Source organism: Pseudarthrobacter sp. GQ63, assembly GCF_059758765.1.
Genome location: NZ_JCAXEF010000001.1, coordinates 124,809 through 148,180, shown reverse-complemented (window position 1 = coordinate 148,180; position 23,372 = coordinate 124,809). Strand labels below are relative to the sequence as shown.

The window sequence follows — 23,372 nt, the reverse complement described above, 5'->3', positions numbered from 1 at the left end:
ATCGCGGCCGCCTCGATGTGCCGGGCCCCAACCTGCGGCGGGATCCCAGCTTTCTGTGACACCCTTTAAGCGATGACTTTTCAACGGCAGGCAACGAGCAGGACCGCAGCCCGACCCGCAACGGGATCGGGCTTCCTGTTCGTGCTGGCCACGCTGGCGTGTGTGGCCGGGCTGGTGGCCACCTACTACTACTTCGTCCAGACCACCACGGGCCAGTTCATCGACGAGTCCGCGCTGGTGGAAGCCGTGGAACTCCATGGGCCGGCCGGCAAGGCAACCACCAAATTCCTGGACCTGCTGCCCACCGTCTCCCTGGTGATGGCCGCCGTCGTGGTCCTGTTTGTGACCGTGATCCGCAAGCACTGGGCGGAGGCAGGAATTGCCGTGGCCGCCTGCATCGGCGCGAACATCGCCACGCAGGTGCTGAAGGATCTCCTGCCCGCCCGCCCGGACAAGGGCGTGATCACGCTGGAGCTGAACTCGCTGCCCTCCGGCCACACCACATTGGCGGCGTCGGCGGCGGCCGCGGTGTTCCTGATGGCCTCGCCCCGCTGGCGTCCGATGGCCGGATTCGTCGGCGGCACGTTCGCCATCGCATCCGGGGTGTCCACGCTGATCAACCAGTGGCACCGGCCGGCGGACGTGGTGGCGGCGTTCCTGCTGGTGGGCGCGTTCATGATTCCCGCGGGCTGGCTTATCATCCGGCGGGGGTCCTGGAATGCGTGGGACGGCTTTGGCGGGCACATCGGTTCGGCCCGGATCTGGCTGACGCTTCCGGTTGGCATCGGGCTGGCGTCGGCCGCGGTGGCGCTGTACTCGCTGGCGCGCATCGCCCCGAGCCCGTGGCAGGAGACCAGCACCACCCACTATTTCTGGGCCGGAATCTCCCTGATTGTGATCGCCGGCTACCTAGCCACCGTTGCCACCACATCCCTGTTCGCGTACGCCGCACGACGACGGGTCCCGGCAAGGCGCTGAGCCCCCACATGCCAGGGAAACCTTGACCGAACCTTGACGCATTACTGGTGAGTATTTTGATGGGCCCGGTGGATAGTAGTGGCTGTCAGGAGACGGGCGGCGGCAGCAGGCAAGCAACAGGAGGCCATCCAGCCGGATTGGCCTCGCAGCCCATCACTCTCCTGGCGGCGTCTTGAAGTGGGCTCCGCCAGGTATCAACGGCCTCCCGCCCGGCTCCTGGCAGACGTGAGACGGCGAGCACGATAGTCCCCCTGCAAGCGGACGTGTGCTCCTCAAACATCCCGGCGCCGCCCTTCCCCCCAATGGCGGCGCCGGGATTTCCACGATCTATTGTCCCCGGTCAGGCCCCGGCGGTTGGCCCGGGGTTGACGGCCGTGCCCAGCACATGGGCCAAGGCCGGCGATAACGGAAGGACGGCGAAATTGAAGCGCCGGCTGCCTACCGGAGCAAAGCCAGCCTCCCCGATGGCCGCCACTGTGTCCCGGTTTGGATGGCACCCGCCGGCGAACCGCTGCCATGCAGGCGCCAGCAGGTCCTCCACTGCCGCGAACAGCCGGTTGTCCGAGCGGACGTGCTCATAGAAAGCAAGGATCCCCCCGGGACGCAGGACGCGCCGGATCTCGGCCAGCACCGGCGCCTGCTCGCTGACGCTGCACAGAACCAGGCTGGACACAACAGCATCAACGCTGGCGTCAGCCGCCGGAATGTGTTCGGCTGCTCCGGCGCGGACGGTCACGGGTACTGGAGCGGAGGCTGCTTTGGCGGCGGCGATGCTCCTGAGGTCGTCGTCCGGCTCGATGGCCAGCACGTGGGTGACGGCCGGCGGGTACAACGCGAAACCGGAACCGTCCCCGGCGCCGATTTCGACGACGGACCCGCGCAGCCCGGCCAGCAGCTCACGGCGGTGTTCGGTAGCGCCGCGGCGGTTCATCTCCTCGACCGCCCGGGCGTAGGCCCGGGCGAAGCGCGGGTGCTGCAGTTCCGCCGGTCCGCGCTCCCCCGCAGGGCCGCTTCCCTGGCCGCCGCCAGTCACGCGCCTCAGCTCGCCGGGCCGGCGCTGCCGCCCGAGCTAAGGCTGGCGAGGGCCGCGCGGAGCCGCGTGTCGGCGTCGTCCGCTACTTCCTTGACTGCCGGGTTGTCACTGAGCTGCACCATGGTTTGCGGATCGATCGCCTGGATGGTGGTTACGCTGGCGTCGGTGCCGCGGCGGACCACAACGTTGCAGGGCAGCAGGGCACCCATGTCCGGCTCGGCTGCGAGGGCACGGCTGGCCAGGTTGGGGTTGCAGGCGCCGAGGATGATGTAGTCGCCAACGGATGCGGCGGCCTCAGGCCCCAGCTTCGCCTCGAAGGTGGCGCGGACGTTGATCTCCGAAAGGATGCCAAAACCTTGCTCGGCCAAGGCGTCCTTGGTCTGCTGCAGCGCCTCGTCCCAGGCAAGGGGAACGGTGATGGTGTGCGTGTAGCTCATGGTGCCTCCTCAGGCGGTTGCTCCTGCTGTGGGTACTTCGCCATCGTATACCCCCGGGGGTGTTATGGCTACGGGGGTCCCAGTCCGCGGGATAGTTCCCAATAGCTATACGCAGTGGAGTTTGCCATTGTTGGTGCCGACATCCAGCCTCAAAGTTGCCTCAGCGGACGCCTCCGTGCGGTTTAGATAGGTCGCTGTGGCTCTCACCGTCAGCAGGCTCATCGAACGGTTCTCGGCGATGATTTGTGAGTTCTCTGTGAGGATGATGCTTCCAGAAGCTCCGGCGCCCGCCACCGTATAGGGCGGCCCGTCTGACCCGTCAGGCCTCTTGGCGGAAAGGGTCAGAGCGGCAGGCGCCTCGGGCAGGACATAGTTGAGGGCAACCGTTTTATCCGCGTTGTCTATCCTTGAGCAGGCGAACTGCTGGAACGCAGAACCGGGCCAGTTCGCTGCGGCAGTGACGGTCATGGTCGCCGTCGCGCTTTGTTGCCACAGCGCCGACGCTGCAGGCACGCCAAAGCCCAGCAGCACCGTGACTACAAAAGCTCCTACGGCGGCGGATGCGCCCGGCAGGCCGAGAAAACGCCGCATTACCCGGCCTCAGTCACGGCGGCCGGCTTGCGCGCCCCGCGCACCGATTTGAAGACCAGGATGGTGCCGTACCCGATTAGTCCCATGGCGGCGAGAGTGGTCCATAGTCCGCGGTCGGCATTGCCGAGTGCGTTGGCAAGGAACCCCACCTGGGGAACGGCGTAAAACAGCTTGCCCTTGACCTGGATTTCACGGACCGGGTCGGCATCGGTGGCGCCGTTGTTATCGCCCTTGGTGATGAGTGTCTTCTCACCGGTCTGGGTGGCCCCGAAGCCCACAATCCGGTGGGTTTCGACCTCCGGCCTTCCGGAGTAGAGCTGGAACGTGATGACGTCCCCGTGCTTGAGCTCCCCGAAAGGCGCCGGCTTCATCACCAGGAAGGTGCCGGGCGGAAATTTGGGTGCCATGGAGCTGGTGAGCACGGTATACGCGTGCGATCCCGTCGCCACCGGCACCACGATCAGGACCAATGCCGCAAACAGCGCAGTGAGCATTGCAGCCATGCTTGCCATGCGTCCCGCAAAGGAAAGCGCCTGGGCGCCGGCACTCCCTTTCTTCGAGTACGACGGCGATGCGGCCACGGGCGCGTCCGGAGCCTCCGCGGCGGCGTGGGTCAGCGGGCGTTCAGTCAGGTCAGCAGCCACCGGGGACCCCGCAGAGTTGACGAACGGTGAGGGGAAGGGTGATGGCCACTGCTTGTCCTTTCACGGTGGACGGGGCTGATGGGCTGAGGGTCACCTGGAAACACAACACGGTGGAACCGGACTTGGGAACTGCTGGTGATGCGAGTCCGGAGGCGCCCAATGGAACGTATCCACTGGTTGTGCTGCACTCTGCTGCTGAGGCTGCGGCCTTCCCGCTGACATTCAGGTACTGGGAGAGTGTCCCGCCGGACAGATTCGCCGCTGCGGGCTGCCCCACCGTGGCGACCGTGTTGAACGTTCCACCGGCATCGGTGCTGTTGGTGACAACCACCCCGCCGTAGACGGACGTTCCGGGCAGCAGGGCCGCGGCCGGCGTCAGAGCCAGGTTGGCCGGCTTGCCGTCCGGGAGGGTCATGGTGGTGGCCTGTCCGGACGGCGTGGCAGTGAGATTCACGGTGAATGAAGCGGAGGACACGGTCCCCGGCGCTGCAACTGCGGTAGCGCTCCAGAGGGCGTAGGTGCCCTGGACTGCCAGGAGGCCCAGGATCACTGCCGCGGCGATAAGGCCGGCCGCCTGCAGTGTGCGCTTGATGCGCATGAGTCCTCCTGGGCCGTAATTTCCTGCTACTTATGACAGGTGGCAGCCGGGCCACCCGGCGGTCCTACTACGGGGCCGTGGTCACGCCGTCAAGTCCGCCCTGAGTTACCTGGGACAGCGTGTAGCTCACATTCCCGAGCTCATAGGACTTCGCGACATCGTTGCGGCCCGAGGTGGAACCCTTGAACTCGAAAACCGTCGATGCCGTCACCGTCTGGGTCGGGCTTCCGTCGACAGGCTCCAAGACCGTGCTGGGCGCGACGTCGCCTGCGCTGTTCGTGAGCTTGAGTGGAGAAACGGTGACATTGTCTGTAGAAAATGTGCTCGTGGGGACGTTCGTGAGAACGACGTTGGCTGCCAGCTTGTCGCCTACGAGAGTGACCGTCAGGTCCTGGGTGTAAGTCAGCTTGTCACCAGGAACTACTTTGTAGGTGCGGATGTCGATGGGGTTAAGGTCCCTGTCAGTCCACTCTCCGGTGCTAGCAGCGACATTCAGGTCACCCGCGACGATGGTGCCGGCTTGCACGTCATCAGTAGCGTTCCAGGCGGCCAGGGTTCCGCCGCCGCCCAGGAGCAGTGCTGCGCCTACTGCGATGGCTGCGGTGCCTTTGATCAGAGTGCTGTTCTTCATGGTGTGTCCCCTCAGACTTTGCGTGTGTTTGTGGATCTGGGGACCACTCTGCAAGGCAAATCTCAGGACCTGATAAGGGATTTGATCAAGGTTCGCGCAAGAATAAAGCAGCAGGTCAGACGCCGGTAAGCGCTATCCCACAACCTGCTTCAAGCCGTAAGTCGACGTCACATAAATCTGTGACTCGAAGGCCAAACGGGTCGTCCTATTCGGACGCACACTAGGACCCCACCACTCCCGGCCGCCCCGGCTCGTACAAATCGATGATGGGCAGGTGCCCGTCCGTGCGGATGGCGTCGCCGCCGCCGTTGCGGTGGTGGTAACCGCTGGAGTAGTTGAGGATGACGTGGACGGACTGCACCGCGTCGGCCGCCTGCAGCGTGGCGATAATGAAATCGCGCTCCTCGTCCGTGCGGTCGGCGATCTTGTGCGTGATCTGGAAGGTGAACAGGGACAGGCCCACGCTGCGGTCATACGTTCCGGCCCCCACCCAGTCCACGGACAGGCCGCCGGGCAGCATCCATCCGGGCGGGCACTTCCAGAACCGCACGTGGTGCCGCTTGCGCGGATTCCCGTCGATCTCGCGCTGGAATGCCAGGTCTTGCCGGTTGCCGAACACGTAGAGCGAGCTGACGGGGGCGGCCGGATAGCTGCGGCCCAGCACAGTGGAGGTGAGGGTCTGCCAGGCCGTGGCCGGGGTAATGGGGTCGGCCTCCACCCAGCCGGCGGTGCGCATGGCCCGGCGCAACTCCTCCTGCGTCCCCACCACGGCGAGGTTCACGGGATCGCCAAGGACGCCGTCGCCTGTCCTGGCCCGGCCAATGAAGTAGTCGGGGATGTAGAGGCTGCTCAGGATTTTGTGGACGCGCGGCAGCAGCGCGTAGGCCAGGATCAGCCAGACCGGCAGGAACACCCACGCCTGGTCAGGGCCGCGCGAAAGCCGCGACAGCAGGAAAAAGTACACCGCCCAGCCGACGGCGACAGTCACCACCAGGTACAGCACCCGCTGCAGCACTGCCAGGACGGTGGCCCACCGGCTTTGCCGCCGTTCCACCGCGTTGCTGGAGGGTGAGTGGTCGGGCTCCGCCGGCACGGCCCGCTCCTGGCCAGAGTGCCCGGCACCGCCGCCGTCGGGGCCTGGACGGGAGCCGCTGGCGGGTCGGTGGCCGGGTCGGCGTTCGTGGCCGGAGCCACCCACGCCCGAGTCGCCTACACCAGGGGTCACGGCTCGTCGGGGTTCAGCTGCTCAACGATGATCCGCGCCGTCTCAGGATCACCCAAAATCATGAAGTGCCCGGCAGCGGGCAGCTCGATGTTGGTGGCGCCGGGAAGGACGCTGCCCTCCGGGATGTGCGGATCGAACGTGCCGTAAATGGAGGTGATGCGGCTGTTGATGGCCTCTTCGCGGGCGAGCTCCAGCGTCAGGGCATTGCGTGGCGAGAAGATCCTCAGGGTGGGCAGCAGCATGTACCTGGCATAGCGCGATCCCGAAAACGGCGTGCACACGGTGACCATCCGGTCGATCCGCTGCTCGGGGTCCAGCATCAGCATGGTGTATTTGCCGATCAGGCCACCCTTGCTGTGCGCCACGATCGCAGCGTCCTGCAGCCCTGCTTCCTCAATGTGCTGGGCCACCATCCGCGCCGCCACCGGCACCTCAAGTTTGTTCCGCTGCAGCACCGTGACCACATGGACGGGATGGCCGGCGTCGTGGATGCACTGGATGAGCGGCATCATGAACTGCCAGTTTTCGTAAACGCCCGGAATGATCACCACAGGCCGCCGGTGGCCCTGGTGGAAGGATCCTGGCTGGACCCGCGACAACACTCCGCGGACCTGCCATCCCGCGGCATAAAGGTAGTCCTGCAGCCACCACATGGCTTTGCGCAACGGACTTATCCGAGTGCTCACGCCCCGTTCACTCATCTGTCGAGGATATCCCTAGTAGTTGCGTCGGTGCTTCAGGCGGGGAATAACGACGGCGAACACGGCCGCCGCCGCAAAGCCCAGGACGCCCGTGGCTGAGACCCCCGCTCCCAGGGTGGCAACGGCGGTCACCCCGGAGAGGAGCACGGGACCGCCGGTGGACCCGGCATCGGCCATGAACCGCCACAGCCCCAGGAACTGCCCGCGGCCACGGTCCGGCGAAAAGTCCGCCCCGAGGGTCATCACCAGCCCGGAACTGATCCCGTTGCCAAACCCGATCAGGAGCGCAGCCAGCAGCAGCCCCGTGAAGGACCCTGTGAGAGGAATCAGCAGCAGTGCTATCCCCATGATCAGCGTGGAAGGGACGGCCACAAACTGCCGGCCTTTCCGGTCCATGAGCTTGCCCGCGGGATAGAACACCAGCATGTCGATGGCCCCGGAAAGCCCGTAAATCAAGGAAGCCGAGGTCGCGTCCATGCCCAGGTGGTCCGCCCACAGCGGGATGACCACCTGCCGGGACGAGCGCAGCGCGCTGAGCAGCAGGATGCCCATGCCCAGGCTGAGGAACACGCCCGCGTGGGACACCGCGACGCTCCGCAGCGTGGGCTCCGGCCCCTTGTGTCCGCCGTCGGGCGCGGGAGCAACGGCCAGGTCCGGAATGGTGAGTGACAGCAGCGCGGCAGCCGCCATGGCCACCACCCCCACCCAGTAGGCGCCGCTGATGCCGGCGAACTGCATCACGGCCGCGCCCAGGAACGGCCCGATGAACACGCCGATCCGGTTCACCCCGCCCAGGGTGGACAGCGCCCGCGCCCGGAACTCCACGGGCACGGCCTCGGTGAGGTACTTCTGCCGGGCCAGCCCAAACACGGCGCCGGACATTCCGACGACGGCCATCGCCGCGGCGAGCAGCCACAGCCCGTCGGGCACCAGCGACGTCAGCCCGGCGGCCGCGAGCGCGAGGCCGGCCGCGACGGCGGCCCCCACGATTGACCAGCGCTCACCGAATTTGAGCGTGACCAGGGAGGCGGGCAGGTTGAAGAACCAGGAGCCCAGCCCGATCAGGGTGACGATCAGGGCAGCCACAGCCACCGACGCTCCCAGATCCCGGGCGGTCAGGGCCACCACCGGCAGGATGGCGCCCGTGCCGATTCCGTAGAGCAGCGTGGGGCCGAACGCTGCCACCGCGATGCCGCGCAGGCTGAAGGGCTGGGGGTCATCGGGGGAAGTCATCAGATTTATTTTATGGCCGCGCCCGTAACGCCGCCGCCCGGCCTGCGCACCGAAGGCCGGCGCCGGGAGACTACTGGCGGGCCCGCTCTCCGAAGCCTGCCAGCGACCTGAACAAGGCCACGATTTCCACCACCATGCCGATGATGGAGCCTACGATGCCCAGCACCAGCAGGACCCTCACCACCACGGGCCAGCCGGACCAGCCGTCCCCGAAGTCGAAGGGGAAGACCTCCCAGAGGCGGAACGTGGCGGCGAGCCCTATTCCCAGGACCACCAGGTTTCCCAGCGCCATAATGCCTCTGTTGCGGATCACCACGAAGATGAGGTTCGCCACGATGCCAGCGGTCAGTGACGCGTTGATGATGCCGAGCACGCGGTCCATATCCGGGGTCAGGAACGGCACCACCTGCCAGCCCGGCCAGATGTTGATCCCCCACATCATCGCGGCGTTAATCAGGACAGACACAACGTTGCCGCCGCGGCTGGTCACCGTCTTGTCAGCCATGCCATCTCCCGGAGCCAGTTAACGGCCAAATCATTGGACGTGCCGCCTGCCAACATCGTCCCCGCGGGAACTCCGGTCCGGAAGGGCCGAAAGGCCCGCACATGAAGCAAATCCGGGGGTCACAAACGTCCCGCGGAAGAGTAGCGTTCGCCTTATGGGGCGCTGATCCGCGCCCGTACGAAAGGGGAGGTCATTCGATGGGTGAAGTGTGGATCCGAACGCTCGGCAACGGGCTGGTCCGGGCAGACAGAATCACCGAAATTTCATCCACCCGCGGGTCCCTCCAGGAGGACCAGGGCTATTCGCTGAAGGTCATCGTGGACGGCAAGGGCCACGTGCTTATTGACGACGACGAGCTGCGGGGCTCGCTGGCCGAGCGGCTGGAATTCGCCCGGCACGTGGAGGACGCCCTGCTGCTTGCCATGGACGAGGCCCGGGACAGCGACACCGCCGTCGTCATCTCCTATGAGCCGGAGCGCGAGCGCTGGTCAGCCGCGCCGGTCACGGTGTTAGCCGGAAGGCTTTCCGAAGCAGTGGGGTGAGCCATTGACTGTTCGCCGCGTTCGACGGCGGGCGGCAAGTTGCGTACGACGCCGGCCGCCGGCCCGGGTGCCACAGGCTGCGCGGGTGCCACAGGCTGCGCCTCCTGGAGAACGGTCCGTGCGGGCAGCCCGGTGATGCTGGTCCGCGTGAAGCACAAAGCCCACAGCGCCGCCACCAGCACAACCACCACCACCCAGGGCAGATCCGGCCACGCCAGCAGGAAGGGCACGGCCACCGCCACCACGGTCACGATCAGCAGGTACCACGCCACGTACCACCACGGGTTGGCCGGCGGATTGCGGGTGGGATCGCTCGATTGCGTGAAGGACGGACGGCGCATCCGCTGGAGCCGGTTGTGCAGCACTCCCCACACCGGCCCGTTCAGGAGCCCCACCAGCACGCCGGCAAACACCGCCGTTGCCACTGCCAGCACGCCCCAGTCCTGCCAGTGCGCCCAGTGGTAGGTGGGCCCGGAGCACAGCCAGTCGGACCACCACGGGTCCGGGCCCTCCCCGGGAGCCCCGCACGCGGCCATGTTCCGTGCCCACTCCTGCGATCCCAGCCAGGCCAGCGCAGCCGGAGCGCTGAGTCCCGAGGTGAGGACTGCCAGCAGCCGCGTCACTCCCAGGCTTTTCACCATGACGCGGTGCGGGCGGAGCCGCCGGTCGCCGTCGAGAATCCTCAAGGCCAGCCCGGCGGACCCTGGCGGCGGCGGATCCAGGATCAGCCGTGCCAGCGGGTCCAGCACCTCCACGCGGTTCTGGGAGTAGACAATATGGTCATAGATCAGGGCGGACCTGTTGTACACGGGATGTTCCTCGGGTCCCGGACCGCCGTCGCCCTCGCTGTCCCGGGCGTAGATCTTGCCGAAAACCGGAAGCGGCCCGTTGGCGTGGGTGGAGATGGGCCCGGCCGGCACGAAGTCGAACTTCCCCCAGACGTTGATCCAGCGCGGTCGCTGAGGGTTGGCCAGCCAGTCCGACACCGGGTCCTCGCCCGTTCCCCCGCCCCACTGCGCGTACCCCAGGAGGTCCAGCCCGCTGCCCACGCTGACGAAGTTGGTGGCGCGCGCCTGGTTCTGGAACAGGACCTGCCCGGTGATGGCGGCACCCTGGCTGTGCGCCACCACGGTGACCTCAGTTTCCGGGCAGCGCTTCCAGCGCTGGAGCGTGTCCACCACCCGCTGCCGCATCGCCGCCGCCTGCAGGGGCTTGCGCTTCCACACCTGCGGATCGCCAAGGAAGTCGGCAAACAGGGAAACGAGCTTGCCGATCCACCGGCCCGGACCCGGGATCCACGCCAGGCCGATGATCAGCAGCAGCACCAGCAGCACCGCCAGCAGGAGGAAGAACCCGGCAAAGGCAGCCAGCGAGGTCAGGACCAACTGCCGCAGCCAGGCCCCGAACCACCGGATGTTCCTCTGCCGGCCGGGATACAGGTTCCACTTGATCAGCTGGAGGGAGCGCAGGTACACGCGCAGGGCGGTCCGGAGTGCCCAGGAGTACGTGGACGCAGCCGACGCCGGCTCGAAGTCCCTGCCCCAGGACGCCTCCGTCATGAGCACAGTGAGACATTCAGGCGTGCCGCCCGCGGCGCCCCGGAGGACCTTGACCAGCACCTCCGGCGGGTCGCCCACCGCGTTCGCCTGGGTGATAACCAGATGCGGGTGCGTGGTGTCGGGGACCAGGTCCAGGGAGAGATCGTGCAGGCTCAGCATCAGCGGCTGGGCCATTCCTGCAGGGTGCCGCCTTTGAGGGCGCGTCCCATGCCGTGGACGAACACCACCACATGGTCCGGCTGACCTGGCGGCTCCGGCTGTTCCCGCCGGCCCGTGGCGTTGGCGTCGCCGGCGTCGCCAAGGCTTCCACCTGCGCGCTTGCCCATGGCTACATGATCCACCCGGCCGGGCGCGGGGGAAAGGAAATCCGGGAACCCCAAACGATGTAATAAACACCTTCATGTTGCGTGGATCACATTATGTCCCTACTCTGGATGAGGCTGATGCAAACGGCCATAAGCAAGAAGCTGCAGCGTCGCAGCCAATGCCGGGGAAGGCTTTACAACTTGAATTCCAAGCTGAACATTGTTGTCCGTGTAGATCTCGACCACGCCAAGGCACAGGTGATTGCAAAGGGGCATGTCACCGTCCACAGCGTCAACGCACTGTATGTAGTCGTCAAGCGCGCCAATTCCTTACGAGAAGGACTGGGCGTGGAACTGGATATATCGCATGCGCGGGTGGATCAGGAAGCGCTGGAAATGCTCCATGCCTCTTCCGAAACACACCACCTGCCCGCCATGATTGATCCGCAGCAGGCGCCGTGCACCATCAGCGTCCTGGCGCCGCGCACTGCCTCCCGCAGGGCACACGCACCGGCACTGATCGCCGCATAGGCGCCCAGGCAACGGCACCCAGAGAGCCCAATCGTCGGGCCAGGGCGCCAGCCGCACACTTTTCTTTCCTCCTGATGTCCACGGACTGCGAGCGCAGCTGTATCCGAATAGACGGGTAGCTGCACTCCCGGTTTGCTGACAGCCCGCCATGGGTCATGCCCGGGGGTACAGCTTCTCCTGAATACAGGGGAAGCGGCACGTATCCTTCGGACCTGGCCGACGCCCTTGGCGTGTCCCGGCAGAGCATGTCCAACCACCTGACATGCCTGCGCGGCTGCGGCCTGGTGGTGGCAGTACCGGACGGCAGGCGGACCAGGTACGAACTGGCGGACGACCGGCTGGGGCACGCCATCCGTGACCTGCTGGGCGTAGTGCTGGCCGTCGATCCGGCGTGCTGCGCACCGGACGGGACATGCCAGGCGTGACGGACCTCCAAATTTCGCCGGCCCCGGAACGCCGCGCGGTCCTCTCCCGCCGCATCCGCTTCTTCGCCGCAGCCACCATCGCCTACAACGTCATTGAGGCGGCGGTTGCCCTCTGGGCCGGCGGCGTGGCCGGCTCGGCTGCCCTGATCGGTTTCGGCCTGGACTCGGTGATCGAGGTTGCCTCCGCCGTCGCGCTGTCCTGGCAGTTCGCCTCGAAGGATCCGGAACGGCGCGAGCGCCTGACACTGCGAATCATCGCCCTGTCCTTCTTTGCCCTCGCCGCCTTTGTATCCGCCGAGGCCATCCGATCCCTGACCGTCGGGGAAGGGGCCGAGCATTCTGTGCCGGGCATCTTCATTGCAGCCTTAAGCCTGGCCATCATGCCGGTACTGTCCTGGCTGCAGCGCCGGGCCGGCCGCGAACTGGGGTCCAAAACTGCGGTGGCCGACTCCAAGCAGACGCTGCTTTGCACCTACCTGTCGGCCGTCCTCCTGGCCGGCCTGCTGCTGAACGCCACGGTGGGCTGGTGGTGGGCAGACGCTGCCGCCGCGCTGGCCATTGCCGCCATCGCCGTCCGGGAAGGCATCGAGGCCTGGCGCGGCGATGTATGCTGCACGGTTCCGGCCAGGGACGGCACCGATGCCGGGCTGGAGAGCAGTCCGGTTGCCGCCGGCTGCTGCTCGGGCTGCACGGACACCAGTGACGCGCCGCGGCAGGCAGCGGGCCCTGATCAGTACTTCGGCCAGTAGTCCGGATTGAAGCCGCTGGGGGTCGGAGGCCTGGGCGGGTCTTCCCATTGGCCGGCAGGAATTTCGCCCGGCTCAGGCTCCGGCTGCTCAGGCTGTGGCTCAGACTCCTGCTCTGGCCCGTGCTCCCGCTGCGTCTCCTGCTCCGGTTCGGGTTCCCGCTCGGGCGCAGGTTCAGGTCCGGTACTTTCCTGGGGTTGGTTCTTGTCGTGTGCCATGTCGCTCCCTTGGGGCCGGGATAGCCCACTGCCTGAGCACTTCCAGCGTAGGTTCCGGACCGCCCGCCATGTCAAGGTTTCCAGCTCCCCCACTTGCCCCCCTGCCCGGCACGAGCAACGCTTGGTCACTGGCGCCTAAGGTTCGTCTTCCACGAACTCGAGGAGGTCACCAGGCTGGCAGTTCAGCACCCGGCACATGGCCTCGAGGGTGCTGAAGCGTACCGCCTTGGCCCGGCCGTTTTTCAGCACGGCCACATTGGCGGGTGTCAGGCCCACACGCTCGGCGAACTCCCCCACACTCATCTTCTGCCTGGCCAGTTCGACGTCGATGCGCACCACAATGGGCATCAGATCACCGCTTCCATGTCCGCCCGGAGGTCGGCGGCCTGCCGGAGGAGGGCGCGCAGCACCACCACCACCAGGCCAAGGGCGGCGCCGGCCACCAGGATCAGGAACAGCAGGAGCGGGAGCCCGGGATCGTCGGCATTAAGGACGACGACGGCGGAGAGCGCCGCGAGCATGGTCCAGCCGGCGGCGATGGCCCAGACAATGGCGTCCACCCACACCAGGGCTCCGTTGCTGAAGATCCGGTCATGCTTGACGAGCGTCAGCAGCTTCCAGGTGCCCACGATCACCACCTGGACGCAGGCCACCTCCAGGATGAAGAAGATGGTGAGGGGCCACTGAAGGTGGGCACGGTCCGGATTCTCCTGCGCCATGTGCGCGAACTGGCCGGGGATGGACATGACCTGGAACAGGAGCAGCAGAAGGAAGGCCACCACAAGGACCATACGGAGGGCGGTGACTGCCAGGCGGGTTATCTTCATATATCGAGTTTCAGCTACTACCTATCGAAAGTCAATCGATACGGGAAGCACTCATGTGAAGAGAAGCGTCGAAGGAGTCAGGACGTCAGCTGGTCCCGGCGGAACCGCAGCTCCCGCCGGGTGCCGTTGAGGGGTGATCCCGTGAAGGGCAGGGTGTCCAGCCGGATGCCCTCGGCGGCGGTGAGGGCCAGGGCGTTGGCTGCCGCCGCTGCCCGGGGAAGCAGCCCAATGGCGGCCGCGAACTCCTCCCAGTGCCTGGCCTTGAGTCCTTTGACTTTGCCGGCGAGGGGAAGCGCCATGGTGTCATCACCGTAGAGCAGGGTGCAGGGGATGTCGTACATCGGGGCTACGGCCCAGCTTCCGTTCCTGCCGGCGAGGACGGCGGCGTTCTTGGCGTGCAGGTCCCCGTTGCCGGTGAGCCAGGCGAAGACGAACTGCAGGTAGAGGTTGCGCACGGCCACGGCCCTTGCCTTGCACAGGCCGGCCAGCGCCAGGACCAGCTGTTCGGAACTGACGGCGTATTTCGACGCCGGCGGCAGGTTCATCACCTGCGCCCCGTCCTCGAGGGCCAGGCGCACCAGGCCGTCGGAGTGGGCACGGTCGAACCGCTCCACCAGCAGCCCGGGCATGCCGCGCTTGTCGGTAACCACGCTGTGCCTGGCCACAGGAATCTTCAGGGCTTGGGCTCCGGTGAGGTGGGCTGCCTCGTTCAGGACAAGATGCGGATAGCTGGGCGGATCCAGCTTGAGCAGGTAGCGGCGGTTGGCAAGCGCCAGCGGTGTGGTCATCATTGAGGCGCTTGCCTTGTGCTGCACGCCGGGCAGTCCGTGCGGATCCACCGCGTCTGCAAGGTAGGCGAAATCCAGGTCTTCGGGGCGGGACGTGTCCGCCAGCGGCCGCTGCTCCACCAAGAGTTCGCCGGCCGGAACAACCTGCACGTCGCCCGGCATGTCTGCGCCTACGGCCAGGAGGAGGCTTAGCTCATCACCCAGGCTCGTCTTCACGGCGTCCTTGAGCACGGTGAGCCGGTGGCCCTCCGGCAAGAGCCCCGAAAAGAAGGCCGGCAGCGCACCGCTGGGTGATTCCACGGGGTCCCCGGCAAGGGGCAGTGTTGTTGCCACCGGGCGGGCGCCGGCCGCAAGGTATTCGGCAGTGTAGGAGAAGGCCACGCTGCCGTAGTCCGTGCGGAAGAGGCGCCCGGCCAGGACGCCCGCCTTGTACACGTCTGCGCTGCGGACGAACTTCAGGCGCTGCAGGTCCTCAGTCATCAGCGGCCCGGAGGTGGAGGCCAACCGCGTTGGCCGCGGCGGCCACCGTGCCCAGTGACGGGTTGCCCGTCCCGGTTTCAATGGCATGGATGGTGCGCGAGGACGTGCCGATCAGATCGGCCAGCGTGCCCTGGGTAACGCCGGCCTCTTTACGGGCGCGCCGGATGCTGGCTCCGATGGCCTGAACGTCGTCCATCATTTCCTTCCGCAAAATATTGCTGATTCATGCGCTCCTCTAGGAGAGGATGCCCCAGCATTCGTGAAATCGCAATATATTGCGGAAAGGAGGGCGAGGGTCCGTCCAGCGGCCGCCCGGTCCCGCTATCGGAAGTATTTTTCAGTTTTGTTGCGTTTCGACGGCGAAGGACCGCACCCAGGGGTAGGTTTCGCGAGGAAACAGAGCCGGTCCTTGGTTGATCTTGAGGCAATCCTCGCCGGTCCTTGATCCGTCCGCCGCACACTGGTGGGAGAGGGGCCTGAAGCGTAAGGCAGCAGCAGCTGGGGTCTGGGCCCGGCAACAGGCCAGGGCCGGCGGCGGAGGCGGCGGAACAGCGTGGTTCCGCAAATAGCCGCCGGCCCTCCTCTCTCACCGGCCGTGGGGCCAACCAGGCAGCGACATCCCTGCCCCGAGTGTCATCCTTGAGAGCGAGCCTCATTCGGTACCCCTCGATAAACTCGGAGGACACTTACCGGTACTTTTGGGGAACAGCCATGAGCGAAGCACTCGTCCATATCGATCAGTTCAGGATGGATTTCGGGGACAAGACTGTCATCCGCGATTTGTCCTTCGACGTGGAGCGGGGCGAGACGTTCGGCTTCCTGGGCAGCAACGGGTCTGGCAAAACCACCACCATCCGGGCCCTCCTGGGCATCTACCAGCCCACCGCAGGAACCCTGCATATAGACGGCAAGCCATTCCGGCCCAAGGACGGGGGCCGGCTCGGTTACCTCCCGGAGGAGCGCGGCCTGTACAAGAAGGAAAAGGTCATCGACGTCATGACCTACTTCGGCCGGCTCAAGGGCCTGGACCGGCACGCTGCCAAAACCTGGTCTCTGGAGTACCTCGAGCGGGTCGCCCTGGCGGACAAGGCAGGCGTACAGCTGGACAAACTGTCCGGCGGCCAGCAGCAGAAAGTTCAGCTGGGCGTCACCATCATGAATGATCCCGAGCTGCTGATCCTGGATGAACCCACCAAGGGCTTTGATCCCGTCAACCGGCGCCTCCTGATGGACATCATCGACGGGCAAAAGACCAAGGGCGCCACCGTCGTGATGGTCACCCACCAGATGGAGGAGGTGGAACGCCTCTGCGACCGGGTCATCCTGCTCAAGAACGGAACCGCCGAAGCGTACGGAACCATCGACGACATCCAGAACCAGTACGGCGGCCGAATCGTCCGGCTGAAACACTCCGGCCCGGTCCCTTCCTCGCCGCGGTATACGGTCACCGTGAATGAGACGAACTACTCCGAACTGTCCATCGCCGATGACGCGGACGAGGCAGACATCCTCCGGGAACTGGTTGCCGCCGGTGTGTCTGTCCGGTCCTTCACTACCACCAAGATTTCCCTGGAGGAGATCTTCATCCGCGTTTACGGCGACCAGAACAGGGCCGATGCGGCCGCGCTCCAGATGGCAGAGGCATAAGAGGCATGGCACAGCACAACCTCAGCACCGTGGTTACCTTCGAGTTCTTCCGCACCATCGGCAAGAAGCGCTTCTGGGCCGGCACCCTTGCCGTACCGTTCATCATGGCAGTGGTGTTCGGCCTTCTTTTTGCGTCCAACACCGCTACCGATACCGCGGCCAACGCCCAAAAAAGCGCCGAATTCACCATCTCCTACACAGACGCGTCAGGGCTCATCAGTCCCGGGCAGGCTGCGGTGTTTGGAGCAACGACGGCGGCTTCCGCGGACGAGGGGGTGGCCGCGGTCCAGTCCGGCAGCATTGATGCCTTCTTCGACTTTCCCGCGGACCCTGCCACGGAAACCGTCAAGGTATACGGGGCAGACCAGGGCCTGTTCGAGAACAACAAGTACTCCGCCGTCGCGCAGGCCATGCTGACGCAGGCGGTCAACACCCGCATCGGCTCCGCCGAACTCTCCGCTCTGGCCAGCACTGACGCCACCATCGATATGAAGACCTACCGCGACGGCGTGGAATCCGGCGGCTTCAACTCGGCCGTGCCGCCGCTGTTTTTCCTGGTCATTTTTTACGGGCTGATCATTCTTCTCGGCGGACAGATGTTGAGCTCCACGCTGGAGGAAAAGGAGAACCGGGTGACCGAAATGATCCTGACCACCTTGAAGCCCACCACACTCATCAGCGGCAAGGTCCTTGCGCTCTTCGCCATTGGCCTGCTGCAGATGGTCATCTTCGCCTCGCCGGTGGTCATCGGCTACCTCTTCTTCCGCGAGCAGATCAACATCCCGGACCTGGACCTTGAGGCGCTGGTCTTCGAACCGGCACCCATGATCACCGGCTTCCTGATCCTGGTGGGCGGCTTCGCCCTGTTCACCAACACACTGGTTGCGATCGGCGCCATCATGCCCACGGTCAAGGAGGCCGGTAACTACATGGCCGTAATGATCGCGCTGATCTTCATCCCCTTCTACGCAGTGTCATTGATTTTCTCCAACCCGCAGTCACTCATCGTGCAGGTCTTCACCTACTTCCCGTTCTCCGCCCCCGTCACCGCGCTCCTCCGCAATGGACTGGGATCCCTGTCAGTAGTGGAAACAACTATCGTCCTGGCCATCCTCTACATCGGAGCAGTATTGATGTTCTTCCTGGCAGTCCGGCTTTTCCAGTACGGCTCCATCTCCTACGCCTCAAAGGTCAACATCAAGACGGCGCTCAGCAGCGGCCGCCGCATACCGGCAGCCACCGGCACCACGCCGCGCTGACACTCCTGCCCCTAACGGGCATAGGATTTGCTGCATGAGGATTGCCGTCGCAGGGGGAACCGGTACTGTTGGCCGCCACGTGGTGGAGGTGGCAAAAGCACGCGGCCATGAGGTGTCCAGCATGAGCCGGGCGGAAGGCGTGGACCTGGTGAACGGCCGCGGCCTCACCCAGGCCCTCCAGGGGGTGGAGGCAGTCATCGACGTCTCCGGCATCCAGACCACGTCCACCAAAAAGGCCGTGGACTTCTTCACCAACGCCACCCAGAACCTGCTGGCAGCCGAAAAGCAGGCGGGGGTCAAGCACCACGTGGCGCTCTCCATTGTGGGGATCGACGGTTCAACGTCCGGCCTCTACGCCGGGAAGCTGGTGCAGGAAGACGAGGTCCGGCACGGCGGCATTCCATGGACCCTGCTGCGGTCCACACAGTTCCACGAGTTCGTGCCCCTGGCGGTGAAGATCGGGACTGTGGGCCCAGTGGTCAGCGTTCCCAAGATGTTCACCCAGCCCGTGGCTGCCCGCGAGGTAGCTGAGGCCCTGGTGACCGCGGCAGAGTCAGGACCCCAGGGAAGGGTCCCAGACCTGGGCGGGCCCCGGACCGAACAACTCGCGGACCTGGTCCGCGCCTATCTCGCCAAAACCGGCCAGCGCAAAAGGATCCTTGAGGCAGTGCTGCCCGGCTCGATGGGGAAGGCAATGCGCAGCGGTGCGCTGATCCCGGCGCCGGGTGCCGCCGTCGGACGCCAGACGTTCAGCGAGTGGCTGGAAGCTGCCGATGCCGATGCCGACGGCGGCCGGGGTCAATAACGGGGTTCACGCAGCAGACTGGACACTGGTTTAAGGGGGAACCATGCTTTTCGAATCCACGGACCGTTACTTCCGCAAGCTGGGGCTCCGCGGCCGGACAGTGATGTTCCAGCTTCCCCTGTCAATCACGATGCTGCTAGTGACGGTCCTGGTGGCCCTTCTGCACCCCGGGTTCGAGTGGCCCGGGCCGTTCCTCTACAGCCTGGCGGCGCACCTGGTGCTGCTCACGGCCAGCGCCGTGGTGCCCTGGGATCGCCTTCCGGCACGGGCCGTCTTCGTGATTCCGTTCCTGGACTGCCTGGCCATCGGACTGTCCCGCGAATCGGGCGGCCAACACCTCACCGCCCTAAGCTTCCTGCTCGTTTTTCCGGTCGTCTGGCTGGCGGTCGGACTACGCCCCGGCGGTGTCGCCGCCGCCGTTCTCGCAACTGTCGTCAGCGTGGCGGTGCCGCCTGTCCTCCTCGGCACCGGATTCACCAGTGCCTCCTCCATCCGGATGGTGCTCCTGCCGGTCATCCTGGGGGCGATCGCACTCACCGCGTACGGGGTTGCCAACGGCATCGCCATGCAGCGGCGCCTGCTGCAACAACAGGAAGCGGACCTCCGGGACCTACTCGCGGCCAGCGAGGACCGCGAACAGTTGCTGAACACGGTGATGGACACTGTCAGTGTGGGTGTGTGCGCCCTCGACGGCCAAGGCCAGGCAGTACTGGTGAACAGGCACCTCGGCAGCCGCCTCGCGGACGCCATCGGCAGTGAACCGACTCCCGGCAATGTGACCGACCTGCCCGTCTACGGCGTGGACAGGAAACACCGGCTTCCCCCCGAACGGCACCCCCGCTTGCGCGCCGCCCGGGGTGAACCTTTCACCGACGAACTGATCTGGGTGGGCAGCGGAACCACCCAGCGCGCATACTCCGTGACCTGCCGTCTCACAAAGACGTCCGCTGGAGGGAACTCAGGCGCGGTCCTGGCGTTCACGGACGTCACAGCCCTTGTGACGGCGCTCTCCGCAAAGGACGAATTCCTGGCCAACGTCTCCCACGAGCTGAGGACGCCGCTGACGTCCATCCTGGGTTACCTGGATCTGGCCCTTGACGACGAGGGCCTTGAACCTGGACTGGAAGAGTGCCTGACGGTTGCCCAACGCAACGCCCGGCGGCTGCTGACCCTCGTCGGTGACCTGCTGACCATCGCGTCCGGATCATTGACCATTGCTCCCCGTCCGGCGGACCTCAACGACGTTGCCGCCACCAGCATCGAGGCAGCACAGCCGCACGCCACGGCTGCCGGCATCACGCTTGAACTGGAATCAACGGGTCCGGCCACAGGACGGTTCGACCCCGACCGCCTTGGCCAGGCGATCGACAACCTGGTGTCGAACGCCATCAAGTACACGCCGGACGGCGGAACCGTCACGGTCCGGATCAGCGCCACCGGACAAAGCCTCAGGTGCGAAGTCACTGACACCGGGATCGGAATGACCGAGGATGATCTCGCCCAGGCCTTTACCCGTTTCTTCCGGGCCGCCAATGCGCACTCTTCCGTAATTCCCGGTGCGGGCCTGGGGCTGGCGATCACCAAATCCATCGTCGAGAACCATCGGGGAACCATCAGCCTGTCCAGCAGCCGCGGCAAGGGAACCACAGCGGTCCTGACCCTTCCGGATGCGGACGCTTCACTCCCGTCCCCCGCCTCCGCACGGTAACAGGACCCCGGCGCCGGGCGCCGCCGTCGAACGCCGGACCTGTGTGAGGGGGCCGGACGCTACCCGCGGGCCTTCCCGCCCCTGTGCCGTCCTGCCGGGGCACTGCCCGTGAGCGGGTGGGCGAGCCGCCAGTGCTTGCGGGAGTGGGTGCCGGCACGGCCGGCGGGAGTGGCGGCGGCCGTGGCCACCAGCGACGATCCCCTCCGGCGGCGGCGCAACCGGAGGAGGACGATCACCGTCAAACCAAGCCACACGAAAGATACACCGAAGACAAGGACCAGGGACGGAATCGCATCCATGATCAAGCTTAGGCTCTGAACCGCCGGTATCTGTTACCCGTTTACCTGGGCGCTGACTACGCGCCCCGCAGGTGAGTACCTCCCCGGGCGGCACTGGCTGCCGGCACCGCCGCCGGGCGGTTCAAACCGCTGCATCCGCTCGGGTAGGCTCAATGCACCAAAGCCTGAGGGGGCAGCGCTCTGAAACGGCAAGCCATCATCATTACCGCAATCGGCACTGCGCTGGCAGCCGGTGTGCTGCTCAGTCCGCCGGCGCCAACGCCTCCGCACATCAGCGCGCTGGACCGCGAAGCCACGCCGGCCGATGCCCTTCCCGAAGGCATTCCGCCGCTCCCTGCCGAAGGCCACACCACTCGGCTCCTCGCCACTGCTGATGGCATTCGGTACTTCGTCGGGCAAACCCGGGACGCAACCTCCTCCTGCCTAACCGTCATCCCGGAAGACCGGCCCACCCAATGGACCACCGGATGCGGCCAAGCCACAGACTCCCGCCAAGAGCTCGTCAGAACCGGGGTGTCAGGCGTGGTCACTGCCGTCCTCATCCCGGACAACTACAACCCATCCCGCCTCCTCGCCGAGGGATTCAGCCGCGTCCACGAAAACATCTACTCCGTCAGCACTAACAGGATCCCAGGCTCAGCCCGCTGATTCCTGAGAGGCACTGAGCCCGGCTAGCTTTCAAACGCAGCGCGGAAAGCCGCCAGGGCGGTATCCCCCGCTTCCAGGCCCGCTCCCCCGGCGGCAGACGCTTCGAGACCGACCACTCCTGTGTAGCCGGCTTCGCGGAGGGCGGCTGCAACTGCGCGGTAGTTGATTTCCCCGGTGCCGGGCTCACAACGGCCCGGCACGTCGGCCACCTGGATTTCCCCCACCCAGGGTAACGCGGCCCGGACGAGTTCAATCAGGTTCCCCTCGCCGATCTGGGCATGGTAGAGGTCCAGCATCATCCTGGCGTTGGGGTGGTCAACCGCCGAGACCAGCGCCAGGGTGTCTTTGGCCCGGGCCAAGGGAATGCCGGGGTGGTCCAGGACGGTGTTCAGGTTCTCCAGCGCGAAGGTCACACCGTACTTTTCGCCCAGGACCCCCAGGCGTTCGAGGGTGCTCCGGCCGGTCATCCACATCTCCCCTGTTGACCGGTGCATGGGGCGGACAGCCCGGCCGCCCTCCCCGAGCTCCGCCGGATGCACCACCATCCGCTCGATCCCGAGTTCCAGCGCGGCAGGGATCAGCTTCTCCGCAGACGCCAGCACCTCGTGGGCGCTGCGGGGGTCCGTAAGGCTGCCGCCAAAATAGCCGGTCATCGAAGAGAACCGCGCTCCCGTAGCTGCCAGGGCCGCAATGTCCTGGCCACGGGTATCCCACAGCTCCACCTCAAAGCCTTGTCCGTGGATCCTTTTGACCCGCTCGATCAACGGCAGTTCGCCGTAGACCATCTCGGCGCACACGGCCAGCCGGAAGCTCATGCCTTATTCCCCACGAGGTGGCGTGCAGGTTCTGCCGGACTTAGGACGGCAACCGACGCAACATCAACCGGCAGGCCCGTTTCAGCCGAACGGAAGGCAGCAAGGGCTACAGCCAGGGCGTTCCGTGCATCGGTTCCACCAGGGGCCTGGGCGGCAGGAACCTCAGTGCCGTCACGGCCGGCCTTGACGGCGTCCACAAAGTGGGCGAGTTCAGCCGTATAGGCGTCGTGGAAAAGATCCACGTTCCGCCGGACGGTGGCCGAACCGATGCCGGCAGCGGTGTAGCTCATGGCGGTGGTTTCCTGTGGCCCTCCCGCCGTCACCATCCCCGCGGAGCCGAAAACTTCCCCGCGCACGTCATAGCCGTAGAGCGCATTGAAGTTCGCCTCGGCCACGGCGATGGCCCCGTTGCTGTACGTCACGGTGACCACTGCGGTATCCAGCAATCCGACCTCTTTTGCCCCCGGAGCCACCAGCGCGTCAGCCACGGCATACACGCTGACCGGAACAGCGCCCGGGTTGAGCCAGTTGAGGGTGTCGAAATCGTGGATGAGGGTTTCCAGGAAGATGGTGCCGGGCGGAATCCGCCCCGGATCGGCAATCCCGTCCGCGGTGCCCGGATCGCGGGTCAAGGACCGCAACAGCTGCGGCGTTCCCACGGCGCCGTCGTCGATCAGCTTGCGGGCAGCGGCGAAGCCGTCCGCAAAGCGCCGGTTGAAGCCGAACTGGACCACCACGCCCGCGGCCTCGGCTGCCTTCAGGGCCTCATCGAGCTCCTCCACCGTGCGGCCGCCCGGTTTTTCGCAGAAGGCGTGCTTCCCTGCCCGGGCTGCTGCCGCGATGAGCCCGGAATGAAACCGGGCCGGCGCGGAAATCAGTACAGCGTCGACGTCGGGATCCTCCAGCACGTCTGCGGGGTCCGTACTGATCTTGGCAACGCCCAGGCGGCCGGCCAGTGCTTCAACAGCGGGCAGGGCCGGGTCAGCGATTGCCTCCAGCCGGGCGCCGGGGATGCGCAGCGCTACGGATTCGGCATGGAAACTTCCAATCCAGCCCGCTCCGATCAAGCCGATACGGACGGGACGGTCTTCGCTGACCGGATGCTGAAGGTAACCCATAATTTCTCCTGACGTCGTCGTCTAGATCGTTCTAGTCGAACCATGATGACATGCGGTTCACGTCAGGTCTAGATCG

The 23,372-nt window shown here is 65.9% G+C and carries 29 protein-coding genes; 10 read left to right on the top strand and 19 right to left on the bottom strand.

What is annotated here, in order from left to right; translation table 11 throughout:
- Positions 1-72: 72 nt before the first annotated feature.
- The gene (locus AC6CHP_RS00745; protein ID WP_188727196.1) at positions 73-978 is read left to right on the top strand and encodes a phosphatase PAP2 family protein; all 906 of its coding nucleotides are present in this window, start codon (positions 73-75) and stop codon (positions 976-978) included.
- A gap of 340 nt (positions 979-1,318) precedes the next feature.
- Here the strand turns inward: AC6CHP_RS00745 and AC6CHP_RS00740 are convergent, their stop codons facing one another.
- From AC6CHP_RS00740 to AC6CHP_RS00695, 10 genes are all read right to left on the bottom strand, one after another.
- Entirely contained in the window at positions 1,319-2,011 is a 693-nt protein-coding gene (locus AC6CHP_RS00740) for a class I SAM-dependent methyltransferase (RefSeq protein ID WP_427115828.1), read from the bottom strand.
- A 5-nt stretch (positions 2,012-2,016) separates the two neighbouring features.
- On the bottom strand, positions 2,017-2,448 hold the full coding sequence (locus tag AC6CHP_RS00735; RefSeq protein WP_498227782.1) for a DUF302 domain-containing protein: 432 nt from the start codon (positions 2,446-2,448) through the stop codon (positions 2,017-2,019).
- 105 nt (positions 2,449-2,553) lie between these two features.
- A complete protein-coding gene (locus AC6CHP_RS00730; RefSeq protein ID WP_498227780.1) occupies positions 2,554-3,039 on the bottom strand; it encodes a hypothetical protein in 486 nt (161 codons plus the stop codon).
- Positions 3,039-3,683, bottom strand: a complete 645-nt coding sequence (locus tag AC6CHP_RS00725) for a signal peptidase I (protein WP_498227778.1) — start codon at positions 3,681-3,683, stop codon at positions 3,039-3,041. Before AC6CHP_RS00725 ends, AC6CHP_RS00730 begins: the two co-directional genes overlap by 1 nt.
- Complete coding sequence (locus AC6CHP_RS00720; RefSeq protein ID WP_498227776.1) at positions 3,673-4,281, bottom strand: hypothetical protein; 609 nt, start codon at positions 4,279-4,281, stop codon at positions 3,673-3,675. The genes AC6CHP_RS00725 and AC6CHP_RS00720 overlap by 11 nt, the downstream gene beginning before the upstream one ends.
- 67 nt (positions 4,282-4,348) lie before the next feature.
- Complete coding sequence (locus AC6CHP_RS00715; RefSeq protein ID WP_498227774.1) at positions 4,349-4,912, bottom strand: alternate-type signal peptide domain-containing protein; 564 nt, start codon at positions 4,910-4,912, stop codon at positions 4,349-4,351.
- 220 nt (positions 4,913-5,132) lie between these two features.
- Positions 5,133-6,005 carry an LssY C-terminal domain-containing protein gene (locus AC6CHP_RS00710; RefSeq protein WP_427115824.1) on the bottom strand — a complete coding sequence of 291 codons (873 nt, stop codon included), beginning with the start codon at positions 6,003-6,005 and terminating at the stop codon, positions 5,133-5,135.
- A 128-nt stretch (positions 6,006-6,133) separates the two neighbouring features.
- Entirely contained in the window at positions 6,134-6,838 is a 705-nt protein-coding gene (locus tag AC6CHP_RS00705; protein ID WP_188727183.1) for an esterase/lipase family protein, read from the bottom strand.
- 15 nt (positions 6,839-6,853) lie between these two features.
- A complete protein-coding gene (locus AC6CHP_RS00700) occupies positions 6,854-8,071 on the bottom strand; it encodes an MFS transporter (protein WP_188727181.1) in 1,218 nt (405 codons plus the stop codon).
- Between the two features lie 70 nt (positions 8,072-8,141).
- Positions 8,142-8,576, bottom strand: a complete 435-nt coding sequence (locus tag AC6CHP_RS00695; RefSeq protein ID WP_498227772.1) for a hypothetical protein — start codon at positions 8,574-8,576, stop codon at positions 8,142-8,144.
- A 197-nt stretch (positions 8,577-8,773) separates the two neighbouring features.
- On the opposite strand from AC6CHP_RS00695, the gene AC6CHP_RS00690 reads away from it, so the two are divergent.
- Complete coding sequence (locus AC6CHP_RS00690; protein WP_104184467.1) at positions 8,774-9,118, top strand: hypothetical protein; 345 nt, start codon at positions 8,774-8,776, stop codon at positions 9,116-9,118.
- Here the strand turns inward: AC6CHP_RS00690 and AC6CHP_RS00685 are convergent.
- Positions 9,040-10,851 (bottom strand): hypothetical protein, encoded by a 1,812-nt coding sequence (locus AC6CHP_RS00685; protein ID WP_498227771.1) that lies wholly within the window; start codon positions 10,849-10,851, stop codon positions 9,040-9,042. The genes AC6CHP_RS00690 and AC6CHP_RS00685 overlap by 79 nt on opposite strands.
- Positions 10,836-11,003, bottom strand: coding sequence for a hypothetical protein (locus AC6CHP_RS00680; RefSeq protein ID WP_498227770.1), 168 nt, complete (start codon positions 11,001-11,003; stop codon positions 10,836-10,838). Before AC6CHP_RS00680 ends, AC6CHP_RS00685 begins: the two co-directional genes overlap by 16 nt.
- 93 nt (positions 11,004-11,096) lie before the next feature.
- On the opposite strand from AC6CHP_RS00680, the gene AC6CHP_RS00675 reads away from it, so the two are divergent.
- From AC6CHP_RS00675 to AC6CHP_RS00665, 3 genes are all read left to right on the top strand, one after another.
- Positions 11,097-11,513, top strand: a complete 417-nt coding sequence (locus AC6CHP_RS00675; protein WP_308421942.1) for a hypothetical protein — start codon at positions 11,097-11,099, stop codon at positions 11,511-11,513.
- 155 nt (positions 11,514-11,668) lie between these two features.
- Positions 11,669-11,938, top strand: coding sequence for an ArsR/SmtB family transcription factor (locus AC6CHP_RS00670; RefSeq protein ID WP_498227768.1), 270 nt, complete (start codon positions 11,669-11,671; stop codon positions 11,936-11,938).
- Entirely contained in the window at positions 11,935-12,687 is a 753-nt protein-coding gene (locus AC6CHP_RS00665) for a cation efflux transmembrane domain-containing protein (protein WP_498227766.1), read from the top strand. The genes AC6CHP_RS00670 and AC6CHP_RS00665 overlap by 4 nt, the downstream gene beginning before the upstream one ends.
- A 350-nt stretch (positions 12,688-13,037) precedes the next feature.
- On the opposite strand, the gene AC6CHP_RS00660 is transcribed toward AC6CHP_RS00665, so the two are convergent.
- The 4 genes from AC6CHP_RS00660 to AC6CHP_RS00645 form a co-directional block, all read right to left on the bottom strand.
- Positions 13,038-13,250, bottom strand: coding sequence for a helix-turn-helix domain-containing protein (locus AC6CHP_RS00660; protein WP_188727175.1), 213 nt, complete (start codon positions 13,248-13,250; stop codon positions 13,038-13,040).
- Positions 13,250-13,729: a DUF2975 domain-containing protein gene (locus tag AC6CHP_RS00655; protein ID WP_104184473.1), complete on the bottom strand. Its 480-nt coding sequence runs from the start codon at positions 13,727-13,729 to the stop codon at positions 13,250-13,252. The genes AC6CHP_RS00660 and AC6CHP_RS00655 overlap by 1 nt, the downstream gene beginning before the upstream one ends.
- Positions 13,730-13,806: 77 nt before the next feature.
- On the bottom strand, positions 13,807-14,997 hold the full coding sequence (locus tag AC6CHP_RS00650) for a type II toxin-antitoxin system HipA family toxin (protein ID WP_498227764.1): 1,191 nt from the start codon (positions 14,995-14,997) through the stop codon (positions 13,807-13,809).
- Positions 14,990-15,193, bottom strand: a complete 204-nt coding sequence (locus AC6CHP_RS00645; protein ID WP_104184475.1) for a helix-turn-helix transcriptional regulator — start codon at positions 15,191-15,193, stop codon at positions 14,990-14,992. Before AC6CHP_RS00645 ends, AC6CHP_RS00650 begins: the two co-directional genes overlap by 8 nt.
- Before the next feature lie 515 nt (positions 15,194-15,708).
- On the opposite strand from AC6CHP_RS00645, the gene AC6CHP_RS00640 reads away from it, so the two are divergent.
- From AC6CHP_RS00640 to AC6CHP_RS00625, 4 genes are read left to right on the top strand one after another with little or no spacing between them, the layout of a single operon-like run.
- A complete protein-coding gene (locus tag AC6CHP_RS00640; RefSeq protein WP_498227762.1) occupies positions 15,709-16,644 on the top strand; it encodes an ABC transporter ATP-binding protein in 936 nt (311 codons plus the stop codon).
- 5 nt (positions 16,645-16,649) lie between these two features.
- Positions 16,650-17,903, top strand: a complete 1,254-nt coding sequence (locus AC6CHP_RS00635; RefSeq protein WP_427115813.1) for an ABC transporter permease — start codon at positions 16,650-16,652, stop codon at positions 17,901-17,903.
- 34 nt (positions 17,904-17,937) lie between these two features.
- A complete protein-coding gene (locus AC6CHP_RS00630) occupies positions 17,938-18,708 on the top strand; it encodes an SDR family oxidoreductase (protein WP_498227760.1) in 771 nt (256 codons plus the stop codon).
- A gap of 43 nt (positions 18,709-18,751) precedes the next feature.
- The gene (locus AC6CHP_RS00625) at positions 18,752-20,416 is read left to right on the top strand and encodes a sensor histidine kinase (RefSeq protein ID WP_188727163.1); all 1,665 of its coding nucleotides are present in this window, start codon (positions 18,752-18,754) and stop codon (positions 20,414-20,416) included.
- A 59-nt stretch (positions 20,417-20,475) separates the two neighbouring features.
- On the opposite strand, the gene AC6CHP_RS00620 is transcribed toward AC6CHP_RS00625, so the two are convergent.
- Complete coding sequence (locus AC6CHP_RS00620; protein WP_188727161.1) at positions 20,476-20,715, bottom strand: hypothetical protein; 240 nt, start codon at positions 20,713-20,715, stop codon at positions 20,476-20,478.
- Positions 20,716-20,949: 234 nt separating this feature from the next.
- On the opposite strand from AC6CHP_RS00620, the gene AC6CHP_RS00615 reads away from it, so the two are divergent.
- Positions 20,950-21,363: a hypothetical protein gene (locus AC6CHP_RS00615; protein WP_498227757.1), complete on the top strand. Its 414-nt coding sequence runs from the start codon at positions 20,950-20,952 to the stop codon at positions 21,361-21,363.
- Between the two features lie 23 nt (positions 21,364-21,386).
- On the opposite strand, the gene AC6CHP_RS00610 is transcribed toward AC6CHP_RS00615, so the two are convergent.
- Positions 21,387-22,178 carry a TIM barrel protein gene (locus AC6CHP_RS00610; RefSeq protein ID WP_498227755.1) on the bottom strand — a complete coding sequence of 264 codons (792 nt, stop codon included), beginning with the start codon at positions 22,176-22,178 and terminating at the stop codon, positions 21,387-21,389.
- Positions 22,175-23,296 carry a Gfo/Idh/MocA family oxidoreductase gene (locus AC6CHP_RS00605; protein WP_498227753.1) on the bottom strand — a complete coding sequence of 374 codons (1,122 nt, stop codon included), beginning with the start codon at positions 23,294-23,296 and terminating at the stop codon, positions 22,175-22,177. The genes AC6CHP_RS00610 and AC6CHP_RS00605 overlap by 4 nt, the downstream gene beginning before the upstream one ends.
- Positions 23,297-23,372 lie beyond the last annotated feature (76 nt).

Coding starts and splice junctions, on each gene's coding strand:
- AC6CHP_RS00745 (WP_188727196.1), top strand. CDS start 73: ATGACTTTTCAACGGCAGGCAACGAGCAGGACCGCAGCCCGACCCGCA.
- AC6CHP_RS00735 (WP_498227782.1), bottom strand. CDS start 2,448: ATGAGCTACACGCACACCATCACCGTTCCCCTTGCCTGGGACGAGGCG.
- AC6CHP_RS00730 (WP_498227780.1), bottom strand. CDS start 3,039: ATGCGGCGTTTTCTCGGCCTGCCGGGCGCATCCGCCGCCGTAGGAGCT.
- AC6CHP_RS00720 (WP_498227776.1), bottom strand. CDS start 4,281: ATGCGCATCAAGCGCACACTGCAGGCGGCCGGCCTTATCGCCGCGGCA.
- AC6CHP_RS00715 (WP_498227774.1), bottom strand. CDS start 4,912: ATGAAGAACAGCACTCTGATCAAAGGCACCGCAGCCATCGCAGTAGGC.
- AC6CHP_RS00705 (WP_188727183.1), bottom strand. CDS start 6,838: ATGAGTGAACGGGGCGTGAGCACTCGGATAAGTCCGTTGCGCAAAGCC.
- AC6CHP_RS00700 (WP_188727181.1), bottom strand. CDS start 8,071: ATGACTTCCCCCGATGACCCCCAGCCCTTCAGCCTGCGCGGCATCGCG.
- AC6CHP_RS00695 (WP_498227772.1), bottom strand. CDS start 8,576: ATGGCTGACAAGACGGTGACCAGCCGCGGCGGCAACGTTGTGTCTGTC.
- AC6CHP_RS00690 (WP_104184467.1), top strand. CDS start 8,774: ATGGGTGAAGTGTGGATCCGAACGCTCGGCAACGGGCTGGTCCGGGCA.
- AC6CHP_RS00685 (WP_498227771.1), bottom strand. CDS start 10,851: ATGGCCCAGCCGCTGATGCTGAGCCTGCACGATCTCTCCCTGGACCTG.
- AC6CHP_RS00680 (WP_498227770.1), bottom strand. CDS start 11,003: ATGGGCAAGCGCGCAGGTGGAAGCCTTGGCGACGCCGGCGACGCCAAC.
- AC6CHP_RS00675 (WP_308421942.1), top strand. CDS start 11,097: ATGTCCCTACTCTGGATGAGGCTGATGCAAACGGCCATAAGCAAGAAG.
- AC6CHP_RS00670 (WP_498227768.1), top strand. CDS start 11,669: ATGCCCGGGGGTACAGCTTCTCCTGAATACAGGGGAAGCGGCACGTAT.
- AC6CHP_RS00660 (WP_188727175.1), bottom strand. CDS start 13,250: ATGCCCATTGTGGTGCGCATCGACGTCGAACTGGCCAGGCAGAAGATG.
- AC6CHP_RS00655 (WP_104184473.1), bottom strand. CDS start 13,729: ATGAAGATAACCCGCCTGGCAGTCACCGCCCTCCGTATGGTCCTTGTG.
- AC6CHP_RS00650 (WP_498227764.1), bottom strand. CDS start 14,997: ATGACTGAGGACCTGCAGCGCCTGAAGTTCGTCCGCAGCGCAGACGTG.
- AC6CHP_RS00645 (WP_104184475.1), bottom strand. CDS start 15,193: ATGGACGACGTTCAGGCCATCGGAGCCAGCATCCGGCGCGCCCGTAAA.
- AC6CHP_RS00640 (WP_498227762.1), top strand. CDS start 15,709: ATGAGCGAAGCACTCGTCCATATCGATCAGTTCAGGATGGATTTCGGG.
- AC6CHP_RS00635 (WP_427115813.1), top strand. CDS start 16,650: ATGGCACAGCACAACCTCAGCACCGTGGTTACCTTCGAGTTCTTCCGC.
- AC6CHP_RS00630 (WP_498227760.1), top strand. CDS start 17,938: ATGAGGATTGCCGTCGCAGGGGGAACCGGTACTGTTGGCCGCCACGTG.
- AC6CHP_RS00625 (WP_188727163.1), top strand. CDS start 18,752: ATGCTTTTCGAATCCACGGACCGTTACTTCCGCAAGCTGGGGCTCCGC.
- AC6CHP_RS00620 (WP_188727161.1), bottom strand. CDS start 20,715: ATGGATGCGATTCCGTCCCTGGTCCTTGTCTTCGGTGTATCTTTCGTG.
- AC6CHP_RS00610 (WP_498227755.1), bottom strand. CDS start 22,178: ATGAGCTTCCGGCTGGCCGTGTGCGCCGAGATGGTCTACGGCGAACTG.
- AC6CHP_RS00605 (WP_498227753.1), bottom strand. CDS start 23,296: ATGGGTTACCTTCAGCATCCGGTCAGCGAAGACCGTCCCGTCCGTATC.